Origin of the sequence: Duganella flavida, assembly GCF_009857445.1 — a bacterium.
GTDB classification, from domain to species: domain Bacteria; phylum Pseudomonadota; class Gammaproteobacteria; order Burkholderiales; family Burkholderiaceae_D; genus Rugamonas; species Rugamonas flavida.
In genome coordinates, this window is record NZ_WWCN01000002.1 from 496,498 (window position 1) to 520,210 (window position 23,713).

The 23,713-nt window shown below is 60.2% G+C and carries 18 protein-coding genes; 17 read left to right on the plus strand and 1 reads right to left on the minus strand.

The features are described from left to right. Nucleotides 1-280: 280 nt before the first annotated feature. The 15 genes from GTP46_RS04475 to GTP46_RS04545 all read left to right on the plus strand — a co-directional run bounded on the left by GTP46_RS04475 (nt 281) and on the right by GTP46_RS04545 (nt 21,826). A complete protein-coding gene (locus tag GTP46_RS04475; protein WP_161005407.1) occupies nt 281-2,044 on the plus strand; it encodes an ABC transporter substrate-binding protein in 1,764 nt (587 codons plus the stop codon). A 3-nt stretch (nt 2,045-2,047) separates the two neighbouring features. Further along, nucleotides 2,048-2,968 (plus strand): ABC transporter permease, encoded by a 921-nt coding sequence (locus tag GTP46_RS04480; protein WP_161005408.1) that lies wholly within the window; start codon nt 2,048-2,050, stop codon nt 2,966-2,968. After that, nucleotides 2,965-4,026 carry an ABC transporter permease gene (locus tag GTP46_RS04485; protein ID WP_161005409.1) on the plus strand — a complete coding sequence of 354 codons (1,062 nt, stop codon included), beginning with the start codon at nt 2,965-2,967 and terminating at the stop codon, nt 4,024-4,026. Before GTP46_RS04480 ends, GTP46_RS04485 begins: the two co-directional genes overlap by 4 nt. Continuing rightward, on the plus strand, nt 4,023-5,621 hold the full coding sequence (locus tag GTP46_RS04490) for an ABC transporter ATP-binding protein (protein WP_161005410.1): 1,599 nt from the start codon (nt 4,023-4,025) through the stop codon (nt 5,619-5,621). The genes GTP46_RS04485 and GTP46_RS04490 overlap by 4 nt, the downstream gene beginning before the upstream one ends. Nucleotides 5,622-5,646: 25 nt before the next feature. Then, on the plus strand, nt 5,647-6,603 hold the full coding sequence (locus tag GTP46_RS04495; RefSeq protein ID WP_161005411.1) for a VTT domain-containing protein: 957 nt from the start codon (nt 5,647-5,649) through the stop codon (nt 6,601-6,603). 198 nt (nt 6,604-6,801) lie between these two features. After that, on the plus strand, nt 6,802-7,827 hold the full coding sequence (locus GTP46_RS04500; protein WP_161005412.1) for a glucokinase: 1,026 nt from the start codon (nt 6,802-6,804) through the stop codon (nt 7,825-7,827). A gap of 244 nt (nt 7,828-8,071) precedes the next feature. Beyond that, on the plus strand, nt 8,072-8,767 hold the full coding sequence (gene scpB, locus GTP46_RS04505; protein ID WP_161005413.1) for an SMC-Scp complex subunit ScpB: 696 nt from the start codon (nt 8,072-8,074) through the stop codon (nt 8,765-8,767). Next, nucleotides 8,754-10,961, plus strand: a complete 2,208-nt coding sequence (locus tag GTP46_RS04510; RefSeq protein ID WP_161005414.1) for a pseudouridine synthase — start codon at nt 8,754-8,756, stop codon at nt 10,959-10,961. The genes scpB and GTP46_RS04510 overlap by 14 nt, the downstream gene beginning before the upstream one ends. Before the next feature lie 241 nt (nt 10,962-11,202). Beyond that, a complete protein-coding gene (gene rimP, locus GTP46_RS04515) occupies nt 11,203-11,691 on the plus strand; it encodes a ribosome maturation factor RimP (RefSeq protein ID WP_161005415.1) in 489 nt (162 codons plus the stop codon). Further along, nucleotides 11,688-13,253, plus strand: coding sequence for a transcription termination factor NusA (gene nusA, locus GTP46_RS04520; RefSeq protein WP_161005416.1), 1,566 nt, complete (start codon nt 11,688-11,690; stop codon nt 13,251-13,253). The genes rimP and nusA overlap by 4 nt, the downstream gene beginning before the upstream one ends. Nucleotides 13,254-13,299: 46 nt before the next feature. Then, nucleotides 13,300-16,161 carry a translation initiation factor IF-2 gene (gene infB, locus GTP46_RS04525; protein ID WP_161005417.1) on the plus strand — a complete coding sequence of 954 codons (2,862 nt, stop codon included), beginning with the start codon at nt 13,300-13,302 and terminating at the stop codon, nt 16,159-16,161. 72 nt (nt 16,162-16,233) lie between these two features. Beyond that, nucleotides 16,234-16,638, plus strand: coding sequence for a 30S ribosome-binding factor RbfA (gene rbfA / locus GTP46_RS04530; RefSeq protein WP_161005418.1), 405 nt, complete (start codon nt 16,234-16,236; stop codon nt 16,636-16,638). Further along, the gene (gene truB / locus GTP46_RS04535) at nt 16,638-17,564 is read left to right on the plus strand and encodes a tRNA pseudouridine(55) synthase TruB (protein ID WP_161005419.1); all 927 of its coding nucleotides are present in this window, start codon (nt 16,638-16,640) and stop codon (nt 17,562-17,564) included. The genes rbfA and truB overlap by 1 nt, the downstream gene beginning before the upstream one ends. A gap of 89 nt (nt 17,565-17,653) precedes the next feature. After that, on the plus strand, nt 17,654-19,486 hold the full coding sequence (gene typA / locus GTP46_RS04540; protein WP_161005420.1) for a translational GTPase TypA: 1,833 nt from the start codon (nt 17,654-17,656) through the stop codon (nt 19,484-19,486). A 114-nt stretch (nt 19,487-19,600) separates the two neighbouring features. Further along, nucleotides 19,601-21,826, plus strand: a complete 2,226-nt coding sequence (locus GTP46_RS04545; RefSeq protein WP_161005421.1) for a DUF3141 domain-containing protein — start codon at nt 19,601-19,603, stop codon at nt 21,824-21,826. Here GTP46_RS04545 and GTP46_RS04550 read toward each other — a convergent pair. Beyond that, entirely contained in the window at nt 21,823-22,272 is a 450-nt protein-coding gene (locus tag GTP46_RS04550) for a GNAT family N-acetyltransferase (RefSeq protein ID WP_161005422.1), read from the minus strand. The genes GTP46_RS04545 and GTP46_RS04550 overlap by 4 nt on opposite strands. 44 nt (nt 22,273-22,316) lie before the next feature. On the opposite strand from GTP46_RS04550, the gene GTP46_RS04555 reads away from it, so the two are divergent. Both GTP46_RS04555 and GTP46_RS04560 read left to right on the plus strand, forming a co-directional pair. Continuing rightward, nucleotides 22,317-22,877 carry a helix-turn-helix domain-containing protein gene (locus GTP46_RS04555; RefSeq protein WP_161005423.1) on the plus strand — a complete coding sequence of 187 codons (561 nt, stop codon included), beginning with the start codon at nt 22,317-22,319 and terminating at the stop codon, nt 22,875-22,877. Between the two features lie 94 nt (nt 22,878-22,971). Further along, entirely contained in the window at nt 22,972-23,550 is a 579-nt protein-coding gene (locus GTP46_RS04560; RefSeq protein WP_161005424.1) for a TetR/AcrR family transcriptional regulator, read from the plus strand. Nucleotides 23,551-23,713 lie beyond the last annotated feature (163 nt).

The following is a 23,713-nucleotide window of genomic DNA, read 5'->3' on the forward strand; positions in this document are numbered from 1 at the left end:
TACTTTCGGAAAGGGGCGCATCAGAACACCGCTGGAACTTGCTTGTCAAACAAAATTGCGATTTTTGACGCGTAAAAACAACGGTTTGTGTAAAAAAGTTACGACTTTTTGTAAAGACATGGTGCGCCGCAACGCAAGGCGTGCTGCGATTTTCCGTGTAAATATGCTGCGCCGCATCACAAAATACGCTTGACTGCACCAAAGTGGGGCATTTTGTGGCATTCCTGCCAAGCAAAAAGTGCGGTATTGTGAAGTCCACTTTTGCGGCGTGGGGATGGTTATGCAGTGCTTGAGATTTGCCGCAGCCGCGACCTTGCTGATGGTCGCGACGAGCTGGGTTGCGGCAGCGCCGGTGAAGACCTTGCGCTATATTTTGCCGGCCGCCGAGGCCAGTTTCGACCCGGCGCTGGTGCGCGATTACTACACCGGCCACATCACCGAAGCCATCTTCGAAACCCTGTACACCTACGACTACCTGGCGCGGCCGGTGCAGCTGGCGCCGGAAGCGGCGGCCGCCTTGCCGGAAGTGTCGGCGGACGGCAAAACCTATCTGATCCGCCTGAAACAAGGCAGCCATTTCACGCCCGATCCAGCTTTCGGCGGCAAGCCGCGCGAGCTGACCGTGGCTGATTACGTCTATTCATGGAAGCGCCTGTTCGATCCGCGCCTGGCCTCGCCCAATGCCTGGCTGCTGGAGGGCAAAGTGGTGGGCCTGGATGCGCTGGCGGCGCAGGCGCAAAAGAGCGGCCGCTTCGATTACAGCGCGTCGGTGGCCGGGCTGGAAATCATCGATCCGTACACACTGCGTATCCACCTGACGCATACCGATTTCAACCTCGGCATGATCCTGGCCTACGCGCCGCTGGCGGCCGTAGCCCATGAGGTGGTGGAACAGTACGGCGACAGCAAAGGCGAGGTGGCGGGCCATCCGGTCGGCACCGGCGTCTACCAGCTGGGGCAGTGGATACGTGGCAGCCGCATCGTGTTGGAAGAGAATACCGGCCATCGGCCCGAGCTGTGGGACTTCACGCCCAGCGCGCCAGGCGATGAGCGTATCGTGCAGCAGATGCAGGGCAAGAAGATTCCGCAGATCGGCCGCATTGAGATCAGCGTGCAGCTGGAAGACCAGTCGCGCTGGCTGTCCTTCATCAGCGGCGGCGCGGACGTGTTTTGGCTGGAGGGCGCGCTGTCGCCAAAAGCGCTGGTGGATGGCCAGTTGCGGCCGGAGCTGGCGGCGCGTGGCATTCAGCTGTCGCGCATCGTCGATCCTGAGCTCAGTTATTACTACTGGAATATGCGCGATCCGGTGGTCGGTGGTTTCAGCAAGGAGAAGATTGCCCTGCGCCGCGCCATCGCCATGGCGCATGACGTCGATGAGGAAATCCGGCTGGTGCTGAACGGCGAGGCGCAGCGTTTGCATTTTCCGATTCCTTCCGGCGTGGCCGGCCATGATCCTGACTACCAGCCCTTGCTGCGCTACGACCCGGTGCTCGCCAACAAGCTGCTGGACCGCTACGGCTACAAGAAAGGCGCCGACGGCTGGCGCACCCAGCCGGACGGCAAGCCGCTGCTCATTACCTACACCTCGCGCAACGAAGCCAACGGCGTGCTGATGGCCGAGCTGTGGCGCAAGACATACAAGCGGCTCGGCATCCGCATGAACAACCAGCGCATGATTTTCAGCGATATACAGAAGGCCGAGACGCTGTGCAAAATCCAGTCTCGCACCTACCAGTGGCTGGCCGATTATCCAGATGGCGATAATTTCATGCAGCTGTTCTACGGCGGGAATATCGGCCAGAACAACAACGGCTGCTACCAGGATGCCCAGTTCGACGCATGGTTTGAGGCCAGCCACAGCATGCCGCCGGGGGCGGAGCGCGACGCGCTGTACCGCAAGATGGCGCGCCAGCTGGAAGCGCAGGCGGCGGTGATGCCGGCCTTCTCGCGCTACCGCAATATGCTGGCACAGCCGAAAGTGCTGGGGTATAAAAAACATCCCATCCTGCATCAGGAATGGAAGTACATCGACATCAAGGATTAAGAGATGCTGGCTTACATAGTGCGCCGCCTGTGGCAGATGCTGCCGACCATGCTGGGTGTGGTGGTGCTGGTGTTTGTGCTGTTCAACTGGGTGGGCGGTGATCCTGCCTATGTTTTGGCCGGCAAGATGGCGAATGCGGACAGCATCGCCAACATCCGCCGCCAGCTGGGCGTGGACCAGCCTTACTACGTGCAGCTGTGGATCTTCATCAAACAGATTGTGACGTTTGATTTTGGCTTGAGCTGGGCGACCAGTGAGCCGGTATCCAACATCATCGCCACGCGGTTGGGACCGTCGCTGACGGTGCTGGTGCCGTTGACCGTGCTGGAGACCTTGATCGGCATCGCGCTGGCGTTGGCGATTGCGTTTGTGCGCGGCTCGCTGACGGATCGCGCGGTGATGATTGCCTGCACGGTGGGCATGTCGGTCAGCATTCTGGTCTACATCATCGTGTTCCAGTATGGATTGGCGTACAAGCTGGGCTTGTTCCCGGTGCAGGGCTGGGACGGGCTGCGGTACGCGGTGTTGCCGATCCTGATAGGACTGGCGGTGTCGGTTGCACCGACCTTGCGGCTGTTTCGCAGTTTTGTGCTGGATGAGGTCGGGCAGGATTATGTGCGCACCGCGCGCGCCAAGGGTGTGAGCGAGCGGCGCGTGATGTGGGTACATGTGCTGCGCAATGCGGCGATTCCGATTCTGACGTATGTGATGTCGAACCTGCCAGCACTGCTGATCGGTGCGTTTTTGCTGGAGCGCTTCTTCGGCATTCCAGGCATCGGGCGCGAGGTGATTCTGGCAGTGGAACGCAGCGATTTTCCGGTGATTAAAGCGATTACGGTGTACGTGGCGGTGGCCACGATGGTGTTCAATCTGTTGACGGATTTGCTGTACCAGGCAGTGGATCCGCGGGTGAAGCTGTCATGATGGCGCAGGGCTTGTGGGCATTGGCGTGGCGGCGCTTGCGCGCGGATCGGGTGGCGATGGTGGCGCTGGCCGTGGTGATGGCGTTCCTGTTGATGGTGGTGCTGTCCGCCAGCGGCTTGATAGTCGCCGATTGGGAAGAGGAGGTCGGCGTGAATTATGCGCCGCCGTCGTTTGTTGGCGGTGCAGCTGCAGTGGTTGCACCATCCGCGCAGCAGCAAGCCTTGCCGGATAATCCGTTCGATCCGATTGCCGATGACATCCGTGCTTTACGTGGCGGCGTGGAGATGTATGGCGTGGTTGATCCCTTGGCCGATGATCTTGCGCAGCTGCGGGCGCAAGCGGGCGAGGGCGGTGCGGCGGCGGGCATGGCGCGGCGCGCGAGCCTGCCGTTTGGTGGCGACAAGTGGGGGCATGACGTCATCAAGAAAACCATCAAGGGCAGCGAGACTTCGATCGTGGTCGGGCTGGTGGCGGCATTGCTGGCGGTCGGCCTTGGTACCTTGTTTGGCGCGCTGTCCGGCTATTGCGGCGGCGTGGTGGATGATTTTTTCAACTGGTTCTACAGCATTTTCACGGCCATTCCATCCGTGCTGATGATCCTCGCGGTGGCGGCAGTGCTGCAGCAGAAAGGCGTGCTGACCATCGTGCTGATTCTCGGCCTGACCGGCTGGACCGGTCCTTATCGCCTGATTCGCGCCGAGTACATCAAGCACAAGGCGCGTGAATATGTGCTGGCTGCCGACGCTATCGGCGCTTCGCACTGGCGCAAGATGTTCAGTCACATCTTCCCGAATGTCAGCCATGTGGCGCTGGTGCAGATGTCGATATTGGGGGTCGGCTTCATCAAGGCCGAGGTGATCCTGAGCTTCCTCGGCTTTGGCGTGCCGGTCGGCGTGGTCTCGTGGGGCAGCATGCTGAACGAGGCGCAGAACGAACTCATCCTCGGCCGCTGGTGGCAGCTGACTGCCGCTGCTGTTGCGATGGCGCTGCTGGTCACCGCCTTCTCCCTGTTCACCGACGCCCTGCGCGATGCTCTTGATCCCAAGGTGAAAGCATGACACTGCTTGATGTACGCAATTTACGTGTGGCCTTCCGCCTCGACCGCAAGCAAACCGTGGAGGCTGTGAAGGGCGTTTCATTCAGCGTGCCGCGCAATACCACTGTGGCGCTGGTGGGCGAGTCCGGCAGCGGCAAGTCGGTCAGCTCGCTGGCGGTGATGGGTTTGCTGGATCCTGCCTCGGCCATCATCGAAGGCGATATCCAGTTTGACGGCCGCGATTTGCTGGCGCTGGACGGCAAGCAGCGCCGCGCGCTGTGCGGCAAAGAGATTGCGATGATTTTCCAGGAGCCGATGTCGTCGCTGAATCCGGTGTTCACGGTCGGCGCGCAGATTGCGGAAGTGCTGGTGCTGCACATGAAAATGAGCCGCGCGCAGGCGCGCCGCCGCACGCTGGAGTTGCTGGAAGAGGTGGGCATACCCGAGCCGGAAGTCAGGATAGCTGCGTATCCGAGCCAGCTATCCGGCGGCCAGCAGCAGCGCGTGATGATCGCGATGGCGATCGCCTGCGAGCCCAAACTGCTGATTGCCGATGAACCGACCACGGCGCTTGATGTGACGATCCAGAAGCAAATCATGGAGTTGATCGCGCGACTGCAAAAGCGGCATGCGATGTCGGTGCTGTTCATTACGCATGATCTGGGTCTGGTGGCGGAGATTGCGGATCAGGTGGTGGTGATGCGCAACGGCGAAGTGAGGGAAGCTGGGCCGGCGCAGCAAGTGCTGACCGAGCCGGCCGATGCCTACACGCGGGCGCTGCTGGACTGCCGGCTCACGCTCGACACGCCGCCCCGACGCTCGCGCCACGATGGCGGGCCGCTGCTGGAGGTGCGCAATTTAAGCAAGACCTTCACGCAACGCCAGGGCTGGTTCGGCAAGCGCGAATTCCACGCTGTCAAAGACGTCTCCTTCACCCTCGCGCGCGGCAAAACCCTCGGCGTGGTGGGCGAATCCGGCTCCGGCAAAACCACCGTCGGCCTGACATTGCTGCGCCTGCATCAAGCCAGCGGCGGCAGCGTGCTGTTCGACGGCGAGGACCTGCTCAGCATGTCCGCGCGCGACTTCCAGGCCTACAAACGCCGCATCCAGATCGTCTTCCAGAATCCCTACGCCTCGCTCAACCCGCGCTTCACGGTCGGTGACATCCTGCTCGAACCGATGCGCATCCACCGCATCGGCGCCGACGACCGCGAGCGCACCGCCATCGCGCTGGGCCTGCTGGACAAAGTCGGCTTGCCAGCTGCCGCCTTCAAACGCTATCCGCACGAGTTCTCCGGTGGCCAGCGGCAGCGCATCGCCATTGCCCGCTGCCTGACCATGCAGCCGGAAATCCTGGTCTGCGACGAATCGGTTTCCGCGCTGGATGTGTCGGTGCAAGCGCAGGTGCTCAATCTTTTGCAGGATTTACAGGACGAGCTGGGGCTGTCATACATCTTCATATCGCATGACCTGGCGGTGGTGAAATACCTGGCGGATCAAGTCATGGTGATGCAGCACGGCGCGGTAGTCGAGCTGGCCGACGCGGACGCGTTGTACCGCAACCCACAACACCCTTACACCAGGGCCTTGCTGTCCGCTATCCCCGGCAGCAGTTAAGCGGTTTTTAAGTTAAGATATCTGAATGGCGAATTTAATCCTCCTGCTGCAAGAATATGGCGTCCTGATCGTGTTCGGGATAGTGCTGGTCGAGCAGATCGGCTTGCCTATTCCTGCGTTCCCGGTTTTGATCGTGGCCGGCGCCATGTCGGTTGATGGCGACGCCCACTGGCCGGCTGTGCTGGGCGTGGCGCTGGTTGCCTGCCTGATCAGCGACTATTTCTGGTTCCGCGCCGGGCGCTACTATGGCAAGCGCATCCTCAAGCTGCTGTGCAAAATTTCGCTGTCGCCCGATTATTGCGTCAGCCAGACTGAAGACAACTTCAACCGCTGGGGCCCGAAAGCGCTGATCGTCGCTAAATTCATCCCCGGCTTTAATACCATCGCACCGCCGCTGGCCGGCGCCATGGGCACACGCACCAGCGTGTTCCTCGGCTTCAGCGTGCTGGGTGGGCTGGTCTGGAGCGGTGCAGGCATCGCCATCGGCGCCTTCTTCCACACCAGTGTGGACCAGGTGCTGGATATCCTGAGCACCATGGGCACCACCGCGCTGATCGTGCTGGGCGTGCTGCTGCTGTTGTTTGTGTCGTTCAAATATGTGGAGCGCAAGCGATTCCATCAGTCGGTCGATATTGAGCGCATTACGATTGACGATCTGAAGCAACTGCTGGAGCAGGGCGGCGAGCCCATCCTGGTGGACGCCCGCAGCGTGACGGCACAGATGCTGGATCCGGCCGTGCCGGGCGCACTGCTGTTCAACGGCGGCGACCCGAACGCCGAGATCATTGCGCTGGACAAGGGCCGCCATATCATCGTGTACTGCAGCTGCCCGAACGACGTCACCGCCGCCCATGTGGCGAAAGGCTTGATCGGCCACGGCTACCATCTGGCCCGTCCGCTGCATGGCGGGTTGGAAGCATGGAACGCGGCCTTCCGCGCTCCCACTGAATCGCTGCCGGAAGATAATACGGCCTCGGCTTAAACAGATTGCGCCGCCTTGTGCGGCGTATTTTTAGGGTAAGATTGGAATCGATTCCAATTTTATGGCTGGTAGTCATACTACGGGCGAAATTTCCCGTAATGCAAAGTTGTGTAGCAAACTGTACTAAAACTACAAACATCGCTTGCCTGCTGCAGGCAAAATACCTTAAGCTTAGGCCTCAACTAATTTCGATCCATCATGACAGCTCAGTCCGTACAAACGCCTCCCTCCCTGACCACTGCATTCCCTGGTGGCCCGCGTCTGCTGGCGGACATCGGCGGGACCAATGCGCGCTTTGCGCTGGAAACCGCCCCGGGCAAGATTGAAGCGATCGAAGTGCTGGCGTGCGCCGCTTACCCGACCCTGGCCGCCGCCTTGGTTGCGTACCTGGCGTCGCCAACCGTAGCCCAAGCCGGCGTCACTGGCATCCGGAATGGCGCGATTGCGATTGCCAACCCGGTCACCGGCGACATGGTGCGCATGACCAACCACCACTGGGCATTCTCGATTGAGGCGCTGCGCCGCGAAGTTAATTTCGACACCCTGGTGGTGGTGAATGACTTTACCGCGCTGGCCAGCTCGCTGCCGCAACTGTCGGCAACCCAAAAACATCAAGTCGGCGGTGGCGTCGGTGTGGTGGGTACCCCGTTGGGCCTGATCGGCGCCGGCACCGGCCTCGGCGTTTCTGGCCTGATTCCGGGCAAGGATGGCTGGACCGCGCTGCTGAGCGAAGGTGGTCACGTGACCTTCTCGCCGGCCAATCCGACCGAAGTGGCGATCCTGCAATTCGCCTGGAAAGAATTTGAACACGTATCGGCCGAGCGCCTGATGTCCGGCGCCGGTATCGAACTGATCTACCGCGCCCTGGCCGATCACGGCGACCTGCCGGCGGAAAAACTGAGCGCCGCAGAAATCTCGCGCCGTGCGCTGGCCGGCGAATGCTCGCTGTGCGATGACGTGATCGAAGCCTTTTGCTGCATGCTGGGCACCATCGCCGGCAATATCGCCGTGACCTTGGGCGCGCAGGGCGGCATCTACATCGGCGGCGGCATCGTGCCGAAACTGGGCGAGCGTTTCGATCGTTCCGGCTTCCGTGCCCGCTTCGAAGCCAAAGGCCGTTTCAATAAATACCTGTCGGCGGTGCCGACTTTTGTGATCACCGCAGAGTACCCCGCCTTCGTTGGTGTTTCGGCAATTTTGTCGGATCGTCTTGCCGCCGCGTAAGCTCGGTTACATTTCGATGACGTCGAAATGCGCGTTTTGCGGTTTTATCAGGTACAATTCGCGGTGTTGGATGAAACGTCTGGCTTCCTGCCCACGTTTCACGTAGAAAGCAACGGTCTAGGCCGTTGCCGGCATGTCCCTCTCTCCCGCCAGGTGCGCATAGGCCTTGGCGTCGGAAAAGCAGCTTCAGCGAGTAACTCCCACCAGCCTCACTGAATGTGATTGATTTCTTTCGATTTTGCTTATGGATAATCTTGAGGCTAAAAAAGTCCTCGAAACCGCCTTGCTATGCGCTCGTGAGCCGTTATCGATCCACAGTCTGAAAAAACTGTTTGTCGAACTGGACGACCAAGACAGGCCGCGCGGTCCCGGCGTTGGCGCCGATACGATCAAGGAATTGCTGGAAGAATTGCGGCTCGATTGGGCCGGCAAGGGCGTTGAGGTGATCAGCCTGGCGACCGGCTGGCGCTTCCAGAGCCGTCCCGAGATGAAGTTGTATCTCGACCGGCTGAATCCGGAAAAACCGGCCCGCTACACGCGGGCAACGCTGGAAACGCTGGCCATCATCGCTTATCGCCAACCGGTGACGCGCGGCGATATTGAGGAGATACGCGGTGTAGCCGTCAACTCGCAGACGATCAAGATGCTGGAGGACCGTGGCTGGGTGGACGCCATTGGTTACCGTGATGTCGTTGGCCGCCCGGCTTTGCTGGGCACCACCAAGCAGTTTTTGGATGATTTGGGCTTGAATTCGCTGTCCCAGCTGCCGCCTTTGCAGCAAATCAGTGATGGTCAGAACGCCATGGAAACCCTGGAAGCGGCTCTGCAAGAGAACTTTGAAAAAGCGGCGCAAGAGAGCGCTGAGCAAGAAACCGGCCCCGCGCCAGATTTAACGGTTGACGCTGAGCACAACCAAGAAACGAATAATGAACAAACCTAATACCCCTGAGACAGTCAGCGACGCAGCTGAAGTTGTAGCCAAGCCTAAGCGCCGCACCAAAGCCCAAATTGAGGCTGATAATGCTGCGCAAGCAGTTGCCGGCGAAGCGCCTGCCGCCAAGCCTAAGCGCAAGACCAAAGCCGCCGAGGCTGAAGTTGCCGCTGCCGATGCACCGGCGCCAGTGAAAAAGCCGCGCGCCAAGAAGGCTGACGCTGCCGAAGCCGTTGTTGCTGTCGAGGGCGAAGCGCCTGCCAAGAAGCCGCGCGCCAAGAAAGTTGCTGCGCCAGCCGCTGAAGCTGCTGCCGTAGTCGCGTCAGCGCCGGCTGCTGCCGAAGCGCCTGCCGCTGCACCAGTTGAAACCGGTGAACGCGCTGAGCGTGGCGAACGCCAGCAGCGCCCACGCGGTCCGCGCCAGATGCGCGAACAGCGTGCGCTGCGTGAAGCGTCGATGCCGCGTCCTGAGCCAGTGGTTGCTGCTGAAGGTGATGTTGCCCCGGCTGTCGAGGGTGGCGCTGAACCGGTGGCGCGTGAGAGCAAGCCACGCCACGAGCAACGCAATAACAATAACCAGCGCAACGGTAAGAACAACAAGAAGGGCAAGCAGCGCGGTGGCCAGAACGCCGGTGGCGCCAAGGGCAATGATGCTGATGCTGCCTTCTCCTACGTCACCTCGGACGCCTTCGATAGCGAAGATGGCAAAGGCCGTCAGCCAGCCAAGCAAGTCCGCCGCGACCTGACCTCGGAAGACGACGCGCCGAAGCTGCACAAAGTACTGGCCGAAGCCGGTCTCGGTTCGCGCCGCGACATGGAAGAGCTGATCGTGTCCGGCCGCGTGTCGGTCAACGGCGAGCCAGCCCACATCGGCCAGCGCATCTTGCCGACCGATGCCGTGCGCATCAACGGCAAGCTGATCCAGCGCCGCGTGAGCAAGAAGCCGCCGCGCGTGCTGATCTATCACAAGCCAGCTGGCGAGATCGTCTCGATGGATGATCCGGATGGCCGTCCATCGGTGTTCGATCGCCTGCCGACCATGAAGGCCGGTAAATGGCTGGCCGTTGGCCGCCTCGACTTCAACACCGAAGGCCTGCTGCTGTTCACCACCTCCGGTGACCTGGCTAACCGCCTGATGCACCCACGCTACGGCATCGACCGTGAATACGCAGTGCGTACGCTGGGCGAACTGGAAGAGGGCATGCGCCAGAAACTGCTGGCCGGCGTTGAGCTGGAAGACGGTATGGCGCAATTCTCCAAAATCGCCGACGGCGGTGGCGAGGGCATTAACAAGTGGTACCGCGTGATTATCGGCGAAGGCCGTAACCGCGAGGTGCGCCGCATGTTTGAAGCGATCGGCCTGACCGTGTCGCGCCTGATCCGTACCCGCTACGGCGCCATGACCCTGCCAAGCAGCCTGAAACGCGGCCGCTGGGAAGAGATGGAAGAAAATGCAGTGCGCGGCCTGATGGCTGCCTACAGCATCGAGAAAAAAGTCAGTGACGGCGCCAAGCCGGTGTCGCAGCAGCAGCCTGCAGCAGGCAAGCCGCAGCAGCAAGCCAAGCCGGCCCAGAACAAGGGGCCGGAAAAGCGCGGTCGCAATGGACAGCGCGACCAGCACGCTGAGCGCGCCGAGCGTCGTGACGATCGTGATGTCTACGATGGCGACGAAGATGATGACGATGAGCCGAACTTTAATCGTGCTGACCTGAGTAACGCGAACGCGCTGCCGTTCGCCAAGCAGCCGCGCAGCGGTGGTCGTGGCCAAGGTGGCTTCGGTGGCAACGGCGGTGGGAATGGCGGCAATGGTGGCAATGGCAACCGTGGCGGCAAAGGTCGTCCAGGTGGTCAAGGTGGCCAAGGCCAGACTTCGAGCCGTCCGGGTGGTCGTCCGCAGGGTATCGGTGCTTACGCCGGTGGCCGTCCGCTGGGTGAAGCGCCGGCTCCGCGCGCGCAAGGCCAGGGTGGCCGTCCGCAAGGTCAAGGCCAAGGCGGTCAGAGTCGCGGCCAGGGTGGTCAGGGTCAAGGTGGTCAAGGCCAGGGCCGCGATCAGCAGGCCAAAGGGCCAAGCCGTGGTCCACGCCAGCCGGATCCGCTGCAAACCACCTTCGGTTTTGGCGCTACCAATGGCGCGCCGCGCCGCGGCCAGCAGCCCCGTGGTGGCGCCGCAGATCACGGTATGCCGCGCCGTCGCAAGGGTTGATTAAAGCTTCTTTAGCCTTGTTGTAAGTCTGCCATGCTGCCCGTGCGGCATTGCAGCGAAGTTCATATAAGGTTATAATATCCAGCCTAGTAGAAGTTCAAGGATGCAAAACTGCTCTGGAACTCTTCATCTGGCTGGGTGTTTTAGAAAGATGGGCAGATGCCCATTTTTTTTTTGTTGAACCGTTTTTACAGGCTTGTTTTATGCACCGCATAAACAGGTCTTGAACTGGAGAATTTTCTTGCAGCTGATGGAATTAATTGAAAAGACCGTCGCCGGTCTGGGCTATGAGCTGGTTGATGTTGAACGGGCCGAGCGTGGACTGCTGCGCGTGTTTATCGATTTCAGCGCGGAAGATGCCGAAGCAAGAGGCCTGATTACCGTGGAAGATTGTGCCACGGTCAGCCATCAGCTGTCGCACTTGTTGACGGTCGAGAACATTCCTTACGAGCGTCTGGAAATTTCCTCGCCGGGTCTGGATCGTCCGCTGCGCAAGCTGTCGGATTTTGCACGTTTTGCCGGTTGCGAAGTAGTCATTAAACTGCGCGCAGCCATGCCGGGTACGAACAACCGGAAATCGTTCACGGGTGTCCTGTTGGAACCTGAGGGCGAGAATTTGTCGTTGGAATTTGAAAGCAATGAAGGTCCGGCGCAGTTGGATTTTACGCTCGCCGATGTGGATAAGGCACGCTTGGTGCCACAGGTGGATTTTAAGGGACGCAAAGCATGAGTCGCGAAGTTTTGTTATTGGTAGACGCGCTGGCGCGTGAGAAGAACGTCGATAAAGATGTAGTTTTCGGCGCACTGGAATTCGCGTTGGCGCAAGCCACGAAGAAACGGTATGAGGGTGAAGTCGACATCCGCGTTTCGATCGACCGCGAGTCGGGTGAGTTCGAATCCTTCCGTCGCTGGCATGTGGTGCCTGACGAAGCGGGCCTGCAATTGCCGGACCAAGAAATCCTGCACTTCGAAGCGAAAGAACAAATCGCTGACATCGAAGTGGACGACCACATTGAAGAGCCGATTGAATCGGTGGAATTCGGCCGCCGCTTTGCGCAAGACACCAAGCAAGTGGTGCTGCAGCGCGTGCGCGATGCTGAACGCGAACAAATCCTGGCGGACTTCCTGGAACGCGGCGACTCGCTGGTGACCGGCACCATCAAGCGTATGGAACGTGGCGATGCGATCGTTGAGTCGGGCAAGATCGAAGCCCGCCTGCCACGCGACCAGATGATCCCGAAAGAGAACCTGCGTATCGGCGACCGCGTTCGTGCTTACATCCTGCGCGTTGACCGCAATATGCGCGGCCCGCAAGTGATTCTGTCGCGTACCGCGCCAGAGTTCATCATGAAGCTGTTTGAACTGGAAGTGCCAGAGATCGAGCAAGGCATGCTGGACATTAAATCGGCAGCCCGCGACGCCGGCGTGCGCGCCAAGATCGCTGTCTACACCGCTGACAAGCGTATCGATCCGATCGGTACCTGCGTTGGTATGCGCGGTTCGCGCGTACAAGCTGTTACCGGCGAGCTGGGCGGCGAGCGCGTGGACATCGTGCTGTGGTCCGAAGATCCAGCGCAGTTCGTCATCGGCGCCCTGGCGCCAGCCAACGTGTCCTCGATCGTCGTTGACGAAGAGAAGCATGCGATGGACGTGGTGGTGGACGAAGAGAACCTGGCGATCGCCATCGGCCGCTCCGGCCAGAACGTACGCTTGGCTTCCGACCTGACCGGCTGGAAGATCAATATCATGACGGCCGAGGAATCGGCCGACAAGGCAGCCCAGGAAACCGCCGCTATCCGCGCGCTGTTTATGGAAAAACTGGACGTCGACCAGGAAGTGGCCGACATCCTGGTGGAAGAAGGCTTTGCCAGCCTGGAAGAAATCGCTTACGTGCCGATCTCCGAAATGTTGGAAATCGAATCGTTTGACGAAGATACCGTCAACGAACTGCGCACCCGCGCCCGTGACGCCCTGGTCACCGAAGCCATCGCTTCGGAAGAAGGCCTGGAAGGCATGGACGAGGCGCTGGTCGGTCTGGAAGGCATGGACCGCATCACCGCTGGCAAGCTGGGCCTGGCTGGTATCAAAACGGTAGAAGCGTTTGCCGGCCTGGCTTATGACGAGTTCGGCGCCATTCTGGCCCTGTCGTCTGACCGTGCACGTGCACTGATTACGAGTGAATTTGAAGATGTGACCGACGATGAGATGAAGTTGGTTGATGCGAAGTACGACGACCGCGCCAAAGGCTTGCAAGCCAAGGCCTGGAGTTTGACTGAATCTGCAAAGGCTTAATTTGATTATTTTTATCATCTCCGCGACACATAGAAAAGAGGACTGAATGGCGAGTAACAACGTAGCCCAATTTGCCACCGAACTGAAGATGCCTGCAGACTTGCTGCTGACGCAGCTGCGTTCTGCCGGCGTCGAGAAAAGTTCGACGTCAGATCCATTGTCGAAAGATGATAAGGATAAGCTGCTCGACCACCTGCGTCGTACCCACGGCGCCGGTGCTGAAGAGAAGAAGAAAATTACGCTGACGCGCAAGGAAACCACCGAGATCAAGCAGGCCGATGCCAATGGCAAAGCCCGCACGATTCAGGTCGCCGTCAAGAAAACGCGTACCTTCGTACAGCGCGATGAGCCGCTGACCACCACGCCTGCCGCTCCGGCCGCGCAGGTGATCGACCCGGCTGAAACCGCTCGCCGCGAAGAAGAAGTACGCAAGCAAGCAGAACTGATCGCACGTCAGGAAGCGGAACTGCGCGAGAAGCAAGAGCGTCTGGCCAAGCTGGAAGCGGACAAAGCCGCCCAAGCCAAAGCCACCGAAGCTGCTGAAGCTGCCGCCAAGAAGGAAGCCGAAGAAGAAGCCAAGAAAGCTGCTGCCGCCAAGGCCGCTGCTGCTGCCGCTCCTGCTGCCGCGCCGACCGTGGACACTGCTGCTGAAGAAGCCAAGCAAAAAGCCGCTTCGGACGAAGCCAAGAAGAAAGCCGCCGCTGCTGCCAAGGAAGCCGCTGAACAAGCTGCTGCCACCGAGCGCGCACGCCAAGCTGTGGCTGATGAAGTAGCCCAGATCAAGGCCATGATGAACGCGCCACGCCGCGCCATCAAAGCCCCTGAGCCAGCACCAGCTCCGGTCAAGCCGAAAGTGGCGGAAGGCACGCTGCACAAGCCAGCGACCACCGCTACGGCCAAGCCGGGCGATAAGCCAGGCGACAAGAAACCAGCCGTGGCCGGCGCAGACAAGAAGTCGATCAAATCGGCTAACGTCTCGTCGACCTGGCAGGACGACGCCAAGAAACGCGGCGCGCCGGGCGGTAACAAAGGCCGTGGTGGTAGCACCGGCCCAAGCACCGGCCGCGACAGCTGGCGCGGTGGCAAGGGTGGTCGTCGCCATCATCAATCGGATGATCGCGAAACCAACTTCCAGGCCCCGACTGAAGCCATCGTTAAAGATGTGCACGTACCAGAAACCATCACCGTGGCCGAACTGGCGCACAAGATGTCCGTCAAGGCATCCGAGGTCATTAAACAGCTGATGAAGCTGGGCCAGATGTGCACCATCAACCAGGTGCTGGATCAAGAAACCGCGATGATCGTGGTGGAAGAAATGGGCCACAAAGCCCACGCCGCCGAAGAAGACGATCCAGAAGCAATTCTGGCTGACCAAGGTGAGCACGCCCACTTCGAAGCGGTATCGCGCGCTCCGGTGGTGACCGTTATGGGTCACGTCGACCACGGTAAAACCTCGCTGCTGGATTACATCCGCCGTGCCAAAGTGGCGTCGGGCGAAGCTGGCGGCATTACCCAGCACATCGGCGCCTACCACGTGGAAACCCCACGCGGCATCGTCACCTTCCTGGATACGCCGGGTCACGAAGCCTTTACGGCCATGCGTGCCCGCGGTGCGAAAGCCACCGACATCGTTATTCTGGTGGTGGCAGCCGACGACGGCGTGATGCCGCAAACCAAAGAAGCGATCGCTCACGCGAAAGCGGCTGGCGTACCTCTGGTGGTGGCGATCAATAAGATCGACAAACCGGGCGGCAACGTTGACCGTGTGACGCAAGAGCTGGTTGCTGAGAGCGTGGTGCCGGAAGAATACGGTGGCGAATCGCCATTCGTGCCGGTATCGGCCAAGACCGGTGAAGGTATCGACAACCTGCTGGAGCAAGTGCTGCTGCAAGCCGAGGTACTGGAACTGAAAGCACCGATCGATTCGCCAGCCCGTGGTCTGGTGGTTGAGGGTCGTCTGGATAAAGGTAAGGGCCCGGTTGCAACCGTGCTGGTACAGTCCGGTACGCTGAAGCGCGGCGACGTGATTCTGGCTGGTTCGTCGTATGGCCGTGTTCGCGCCATGCTGGACGAAAACGGCAAGCCGATTACCGAAGCCGGTCCATCGATCCCGGTCGAAATCCAGGGTCTGACCGAAGTGCCGCAAGCCGGTGAAGAAGTCATGGTCATGGCTGACGAGCGTAAAGCCCGTGAGATCGGCCTGTTCCGTCAAGGTAAGTTCCGCGACGTGAAACTGGCGAAACAGCAAGCGGCGAAACTGGAAAACATGTTCGACCAGATGGCCGAAGGCGAAGTGAAAAACCTGCCGTTGATCATCAAGACCGACGTGCAAGGTTCGCAAGAAGCGCTGGTCAGCTCGCTGCAGAAACTGTCGACCTCGGAAGTGCGCGTACAAATCGTGCACGCAGCGGTCGGTGGCATCACGGAGTCGGACGTCAACTTGGCGGTGGCCTCGAAAGCGGTCATCATCGGCTTCAACGCCCGTGCCGATGCACAGGCACGCAAGCTGGCCGAGTCGAACGGCGTGGACATTCGCTACTACAACATCATTTACGATGCGATCGATGAGATCAAATCGGCTCTGTCGGGCATGCTGGCGCCAGAAAAACGCGAAACCGTGATTGGCCAGGTCGAAGTTCGCCAGGTCATCCTGGTGTCCAAAGTTGGCGCAGTGGCCGGCTGTCTGGTGACCGATGGTGTGGTCAAGCGTTCCTCGTCGGTACGCCTGCTGCGCAACAACATCGTGGTGTGGACTGGCGAGATCGACTCGCTCAAACGCTTCAAGGACGACGCCAAAGAAGTACGCGCCGGTCTGGAGTGCGGCCTGTCGCTGAAGAACTACAACGACATCCAAGTGGGTGATACGTTGGAAGTGTTCGAAGTGCAGGAAATCGCGCGTACCCTGTAATTTCGGGGTAGCACAGCAGTATCTGGTAAAGTGGACGGGCCTTCCCGTCCACTTGCCGTTTATGGAATCATCATGGCAAAACATAGCAAAACTATCCCACAGCGCGGTCAGCGCGTGGCCGATCAGATCCAGAAAGACTTGTCGGAACTGATCGTATTCGAACTGAAAGACCCACGCGTCGGCATGATTACGCTGGCCGAAGTGCAACTGACGCCGGACTACGCCCACGCCAAAATCTTCTTCACCATGCTGAAGGACGATGCGGAAACCGTGAAGAACACGCTGGCAGGTTTGCACGCGGCGGCCGGTTACCTGCGCAATATGCTGGGCAAGCGCCTGCACATTCACACGCTGCCGCAGCTGCACTTTGTGCACGACACCTCGGCCGCGCGCGGCATGGCAATGTCGGCGCTGATCGACCAAGCCAACAGCACCCGCTCGCTCGACGACGGCCAGGAAGAAGACGGCCAAGCGTAATGAATCAAGCTCGTACCAAGCGCGTCCGCGATCTGGTGGACGGCGTGCTGCTGCTCGACAAGCCAGTTGGCTTTTCGAGCAATGACGCCCTGATCAAGGCCAAGCGCGTGCTGAACGCCAAGAAGGCCGGCCACACCGGCACCCTCGACCCGTTTGCCACCGGCTTGCTGCCGCTGTGCTTTGGCGAGGCCACCAAGTTCTCGCAGGACTTGCTGGAAGCCGACAAGACTTACGACACCATCGTTCATCTCGGCCAGACCACCGACACCGGTGACACCGAGGGCGAGGTGGTGGACACACGCGACGTCAACGTCACGCTGGAGCAGATCCACGCCGTGCTGGAAAAATTCCGCGGCCCGATCGCCCAAGTGCCGCCGATGTACTCGGCCCTGAAGCGCGACGGCAAGCCGCTGTACGAGTACGCCCGCGCCGGCATTACGCTGGAGCGCGAAGCGCGCAACGTCATCATCCACAAGCTGGAATTGATCTCGTATGAAGCGCCGTTCCTGAAGTTGTCGGTCACCTGCAGCAAGGGCACTTACATCCGCGTGCTGGGCCAAGATATCGGCGAAGCGCTCGGCTGCGGCGCCCACTTGAACGCACTGCGCCGCACCCAAGTCGGCGCCCTGACTACCGAGCACATGATCACGCTCGATGAACTGGTCGCACATGAAGCGCCGTTGTCGCTGCTGTCGCCAGTGGATGCTTTGCTGACCAGCTTCCCGGCAGTGTATTTGAATGCTGATCTGGCCAAGCGCTTCCTCAACGGCCAGCGTCTGCCGCTGGGCAAGGAGCCAAGCATTCAAGTACCGCAGGAGCAGGGCAGGGTGCGGGTTTATCTGGATGATAAGCTGCTTGGTACCGCCATCCTCGGCGAATACAGCATCCTGGCCCCGGAACGTTTAATCGCCTTTGTCGCCGAATAAAGCGATAAAGTTGCGTCGCAACATGCTATACTAGCCGGCTTTACGTACCTCCCGTACGTTACCCGCAGTTTTTCCCCAAGATAACGACCATGTCTACTACTAAACGCGCAATTCGCAATATTGCAATCATCGCCCACGTTGACCACGGTAAAACCACCCTGGTTGACCAACTGCTGCGCCAGTCCGGCACCTTCCGCGAAAACCAAGCGGTTGATACCCGCGTGATGGACTCGAACGACCTCGAAAAAGAGCGCGGCATTACGATTCTGTCGAAGAACTGCGCGGTTGAGTACGAAGGCACCCACATCAACATCGTTGACACCCCAGGCCACGCCGACTTCGGCGGCGAAGTGGAACGTGTTCTGTCGATGGTTGACTCGGTTCTGCTGCTGGTGGATGCCCAAGAAGGCCCAATGCCACAGACCCGTTTCGTGACCCGTAAAGCACTGGCCCTGGGCCTGAAGCCGATCGTGGTCGTGAACAAAGTTGACCGTCCGGGCGCGCGCGCTGACTGGGCCATCAACCAGACTTTCGAACTGTTCGACAAACTGGGCGCAACCGACGAGCAGCTGGACTTCCCTATCGTCTACGCATCGGGTCTGAACGGCTACGCCGGCCTGACCGAAGACGTACGTTCGGGCGACATGAAGCCGCTGTTCGACGCCATCCTGGAACACGTGCCAGTCCGTGACGATAATCCAGAAGGCCCGCTGCAAATGCAAATCACCTCGCTGGACTACTCGTCCTACGTTGGCAAGATCGGCATTGGCCGCGTCAACCGCGGTACCGTCAAGGTCGGCCAGGACGTTCTGGTCATCAATGGCCCAGGCGCTACCCCGATCAAAGGCCGCATCAATCAGGTACTGAACTTCAAGGGCCTGGAGCGCGTGCTGGTAGACGAAGCTGTTGCTGGTGACATCTGCCTGATCAACGGTATCGACGAAATCGGTATCGGTTCGACGCTGTGCGCAACCGATACCCCAGAAGCGCTGCCGATGCTGACCGTTGACGAGCCGACCCTGACCATGAACTTCATGGTCAACAACTCGCCACTGGCTGGCCGCGAAGGCAAGTTCGTGACCTCGCGTCAGCTGCGCGATCGTCTGGACAAAGAACTGAAAGCCAACGTTGCTCTGCGCGTTGCTCCAACCGAAGACGACACCACCTTTGAAGTTTCGGGTCGCGGCGAGCTGCACCTGACCATCCTGATCGAAAACATGCGTCGCGAAGGTTTCGAGATGGCTGTATCGCGTCCACGCGTGGTGTTCAAAATGGTTGATGGCGTACGCCACGAGCCGTTTGAACAACTGTCGGTTGACGTTGAAGAAGCCAACCAGGGCGGTGTGATGGAAGAACTGGGCCGTCGTCGTGGCGACCTGCAAAACATGGAATCGGACGGCAAAGGCCGTGTGCGTCTGGAATACCGTATTCCAGCCCGTGGCCTGATCGGCTTCCAGGGCGAGTTCATGACCCTGACCCGTGGTACCGGCCTGATGTCGCACGTGTTTGACGCGTACGCACCAGTCGACAATACCAAAGGCGAACTGGGCGGCCGTCGTAACGGCGTGCTGATCTCGCAAGACGACGGCGCTGCTGTTGCTTACGCTATCTGGAAACTGCAAGATCGCGGCCGTATGTTCGTGGTCCACAACGACCCAGTGTACGAAGGCATGATCATCGGTATCCACTCGCGCGACAACGATCTGGTTGTGAACCCGATCAAGGGCAAGCAGCTGACCAACGTGCGTTCGTCGGGTACCGACGAAGCCGTGCGTCTGGTGCCGCCAATCCAGATGTCGCTGGAATACGCAGTGGAATTCATCGACGACGACGAACTGGTGGAAATCACCCCTAAATCGATCCGTCTGCGCAAGCGCTTCCTGAAAGAGCACGAGCGTAAGAAAGCTTCCCGCGACGCGTAATTCGCCAGTCGCTGTCAGTGCAAGAAGCCGCCTTTGGGCGGCTTTTTTCATTTGCCTTTTCCTTTCTCCTGCGGTACTTTGGTGCATGGCAACATCAACGCACCGGAGGATCACGTGAATTGGTTCAGTAATCCCTTCAACCTTGCCCAGCAGGCAACCGACTACTGGGTTGACGCTGCCCAGCGCTCCATCCTGTTCATGGATGTGCTGCGCGAACGCGGCGACGAGCGTAATCATCGCGCTGAGCAAACCGCTCCCCACGTACTCACTTTCCAATTTGACGTGGTGATGGATGGCCGTCACCTCGAACGTCCGGTCAACTACGGCTTGCTGCACATCTTGCAGCCGGATGGCGTTCAGCCTGATCCGACCAAGCGTCCATTCATTGTGTTCGATCCGCGCGCCGGCCATGGTCCTGGCATTGGCGGCATGAAGCACGACAGTGAAATCGGCGTGGTGCTCAAGGCGGGGCACCCATGCTATTTCGTCGGCTTCCTGCCGCATCCCGTGCCGGGCCAGACCATTGAAGATGTGTGCCGCGCCGAAGCGAAGTTCATCGCCAAAGTGGCGGAGCTGCATCCGGAAGCGGACGGCAAGCCTGCGCTGATCGGCAACTGCCAGGCCGGCTGGCAAATCATGATGACCAGCGCCCTGAATCCCGATCTGGTTGGGCCGCTGGTACTGGCCGGTGCGCCGCTGTCGTACTGGGCCGGTGTGCGCGGCAAAAATCCTTTGCGCTACCTCGGCGGCGTCCTCGGCGGTACGTGGATGACGGCGCTGGCAGGCGATCTCGGCAACGGCATCTTCGACGGTGCACAGCTGGTCGAGAACTTTGAGAAGATGAATCCGGCCAATACCATGTGGAGCAAGAACTACAACGTCTACTCCAAGATCGACACCGAAGCGCACCGCTTCCTGGACTTTGAAAAATGGTGGGGCAATCCGGTGCTGCTGAACGCTGGCGAGATGCAGTACATCGCCGACTCGCTGTTCGTCGGCAACCGCCTGAGCGATGCGGCATTGCTCGACAGCGCCGGCCACCGTATCGACCTACGCAATGTGAAGTCGCCGATCGTGGTGTTCTGCTCCTGGGGCGATGACATCACGCCGCCGCAGCAGGCGCTGGGCTGGGTGCTGGATCTGTACGAGGACGATGCGGCGCTGGTCTCCGGCGGCCAGACCATCATCTACTCCATGCACCAGAGCATAGGCCACTTGGGCATCTTCGTTTCGGCCTCGGTGGCCAACAAGGAGCACGAGGAATTCACGGCCGCCATGGACATGATCGACATCATGCCGCCCGGCTTGTACGAGGCGGTATTCCTCGACAAGGACGAGGAAATGCTGCAAGCCGAAATCGCCTCGGGCGACCTGGCTGCGGGCGATTACGTGATGCGCTTCGAGCGCCGCAATCTCGATGCGCTGCGCGCGCTGGGCGGCAACGATGTGGAAGATGAGCGCCGCTTCGCTACCGTGGCACGCGTTTCGGAAATCAACAAGGGCTTGTACCAGACCTTTGCCAGCCCGCTGGTGAAGAGCATGGTGACCGAGACCAGCGCGGAACAGCTGCGCGAGTCGCATCCGCTGCGCATGCGCTACACCATGTTCTCCAGTAAAAATCCGCTGCTGAACCAGATCCCGGCGCTGGCCGAGAAGGTGCGCGCTGAGCGCCGTCCGGTCGGTCAGGACAATGTGTTCCTGCAGATGCAGGAAGCGTGGTCGAAGCAGATCGTCGAGGCGCTGGACCGCTACCGGGACGCGCGCGACCAGGCCACCGAAAACATCTTCCTCAGTGTGTACGGTTCGCCGGTGCTGCAGGCATTGGTGGGCTTGAGCACCGACGGCGGCAAGCCGCGCCGCATCGGCCGCGACATTGCGCGCGAAGCTGCCATCACCGCCAACCGCGCGGCGCTGGCGCTGCGCACGAAAGAGGGCGGTGTGACCGAGGGTATTATCCGTGGCTTGCTGTACATCTTCCGTAGTCCGGAGATGAGCGCGGCCGACGAGCGCGCTTTTGCCACCATACGCCAGCTGCACTTGCGTACCTCGGATGACAAGGTCATGAGTGTGACCTTGCTGAAGAAGATACTGCGCGAGCAGTACCTGATGCTGCAGGTGAACGAGGAAGCGGCGCTCAACGATCTGCCGCTGCTGCTGCCGGAAGAGCCGGAAGCGCGGGCCACGGCCTTGGGTATTGTGCGCCAGGTGGCAGGCGCCTCCGGCACCCTGACTGGCGATGCGGCAACGCGCTTCGACCGTATCGCCGCCATCTTCGGCCCGCAGGCACCGACGCTGGCGGTAGTGCGCAAGAAGAAAGGCGCCGCGCCGTCCGCTGCTTAAAGCTTCTTCTGCATGAAAAGGCTGAGCGGATCGTCCGGATAATCGCCGTACGGTCCGCAGCGTTCAAAGCCTTGTCGGGTGTACAGGGCCAGTGCTTCCGGGTTCTGCGGACCTGTCTCCAGCACCATTTGCGGGCAGCCTGCCGTGCGCGCCGTGTCTTCCAACAATCCCATCAATTCCCGTGCTGCGCCAGTGCCACGCGCGGCTGGACGCACGTACATACGCTTGATCTCGGCATACGCATCGGTCAGCACGACGGCGCCGCAGCCAATCGCCGCACCTTGCGCATTGCGCGCCACGGCGAAGCGGATGTTGGGCTGCAGCAGCGTTTGCACGTCTAATGCATAGACGCATTCGGGCGGGTAGAGCGCCAACAGGTAAGCGTCCAGCTCGGCGATTAGCGTGTGGACCTCTGGCTGGTCGGGCGTTTCAAAGGCGGTCGGCATGATATGGCATTTTATTGGATAATAAATCCAGTATAATGGATTTCATGGACATCAATCAACTCATTGCCAATCGCGTGCTGACTTTGCGCAATGCGCGCGGGCTGTCGCTAGCGGCCTTAGCCGAACGGAGCGGCGTCAGCCGATCCAACATTTCCCTGATCGAGCGCGGCGAGAGCAGCGCCACCGCCACCGTGCTGGACAAGCTGGCCAGTGCGCTGGGCGTGACACTGGCTTCGCTGTTCGAAAGCGATGATGCCGCGCCGTTGCCGCTGAGCCGGCGCCAACAGCAGCCAGTGTGGACCGATCCCGCCTCCGGCTATACACGTCGCCAGCTGTCGCCTGCCGCGCGTTCGCCGATGCAGCTGGTCGAAGTAGTATTCCCGCCGGGCCGGCGCGTGTCGTACGAACAATCGCCGCACAGCGCCGACATCCACCAGCAAGTCTGGCTGCTGGAAGGCGAAATCATCGTCACTGCCGGCGAGCAGCAATGGCACTTGCAGACCGGCGACTGCGTGGCCTTCCGCGAAGGCCAGCCCATCGTCTACGAAAATCCCGGCGCCGCCCCGGCGCGCTACCTGGTCAGTCTGGTGACGCTGCCTTGTTAGCGCTGTGGACTGTCGTTGCGAGGGAGATTTGGGCGGCGCGGAGCCATCTTGCACGGTAAAATAGCGTACGTTATCTTTATGGTGTGGGTGATCTATGCAATACAGCGATGAACAACGCGAAGAAGCGCGCCAGCGTTTGCTGTCCGGGATCGGACGCGGTTTTCGGCGGCATGGTTACAGCGGCATTGGTGTCGATGGACTGGCCAAGGCGGCAGGAGTCACCTCGGGGGCATTCTATAGCCACTTCCGCTCCAAAACCGAGGCATTCGAGCGGGCGGTTATCGATGGGATGGATGAACTGGCTCAGGGCGTTGCCGGCTTCCAGCTGGAGTACGGCGCTGATTGGATAGTCCATTTTGTCGATTTTTACCTGGGCGTCAAGCGTACTTGTGACTTGGGCCAGGCGTGTGCTTTGCAAAGCTTGGGTCCGGAAATCATGCGAGCCGGCGATGATGCGCGCGGCATGTATCAGAGGCAGATGATGGTCGTGATCGAGCAAGTTGCCCTGAAGATGCCGCACGCAACAGCGGCCCTGCGCACCGAGCGTGCGTGGGCGTTGATGAGTTTGTTGTCTGGGGCTGTCATCGCGGCGCGTTCGATGCAGGATGCTGCGGTTTCGGATCACATCAGCGCCGCCGCACGGCAGGCGGCGCTGATGATCGCTGCAGCATGATCTGCATGCGCGCGACGAAGGTCTGCCACTCACCTGGGGGGTGTCCCTATGTACTTCGTCAAGCAGTTGCGAGAGGTGCAGGGCAATAAAGTGTCCCGTCTCGCATCATGGCGTACATCACGTCGCAGCGCCGCCTTGCGAGAGCGATCAGTGCTTGGTTGTG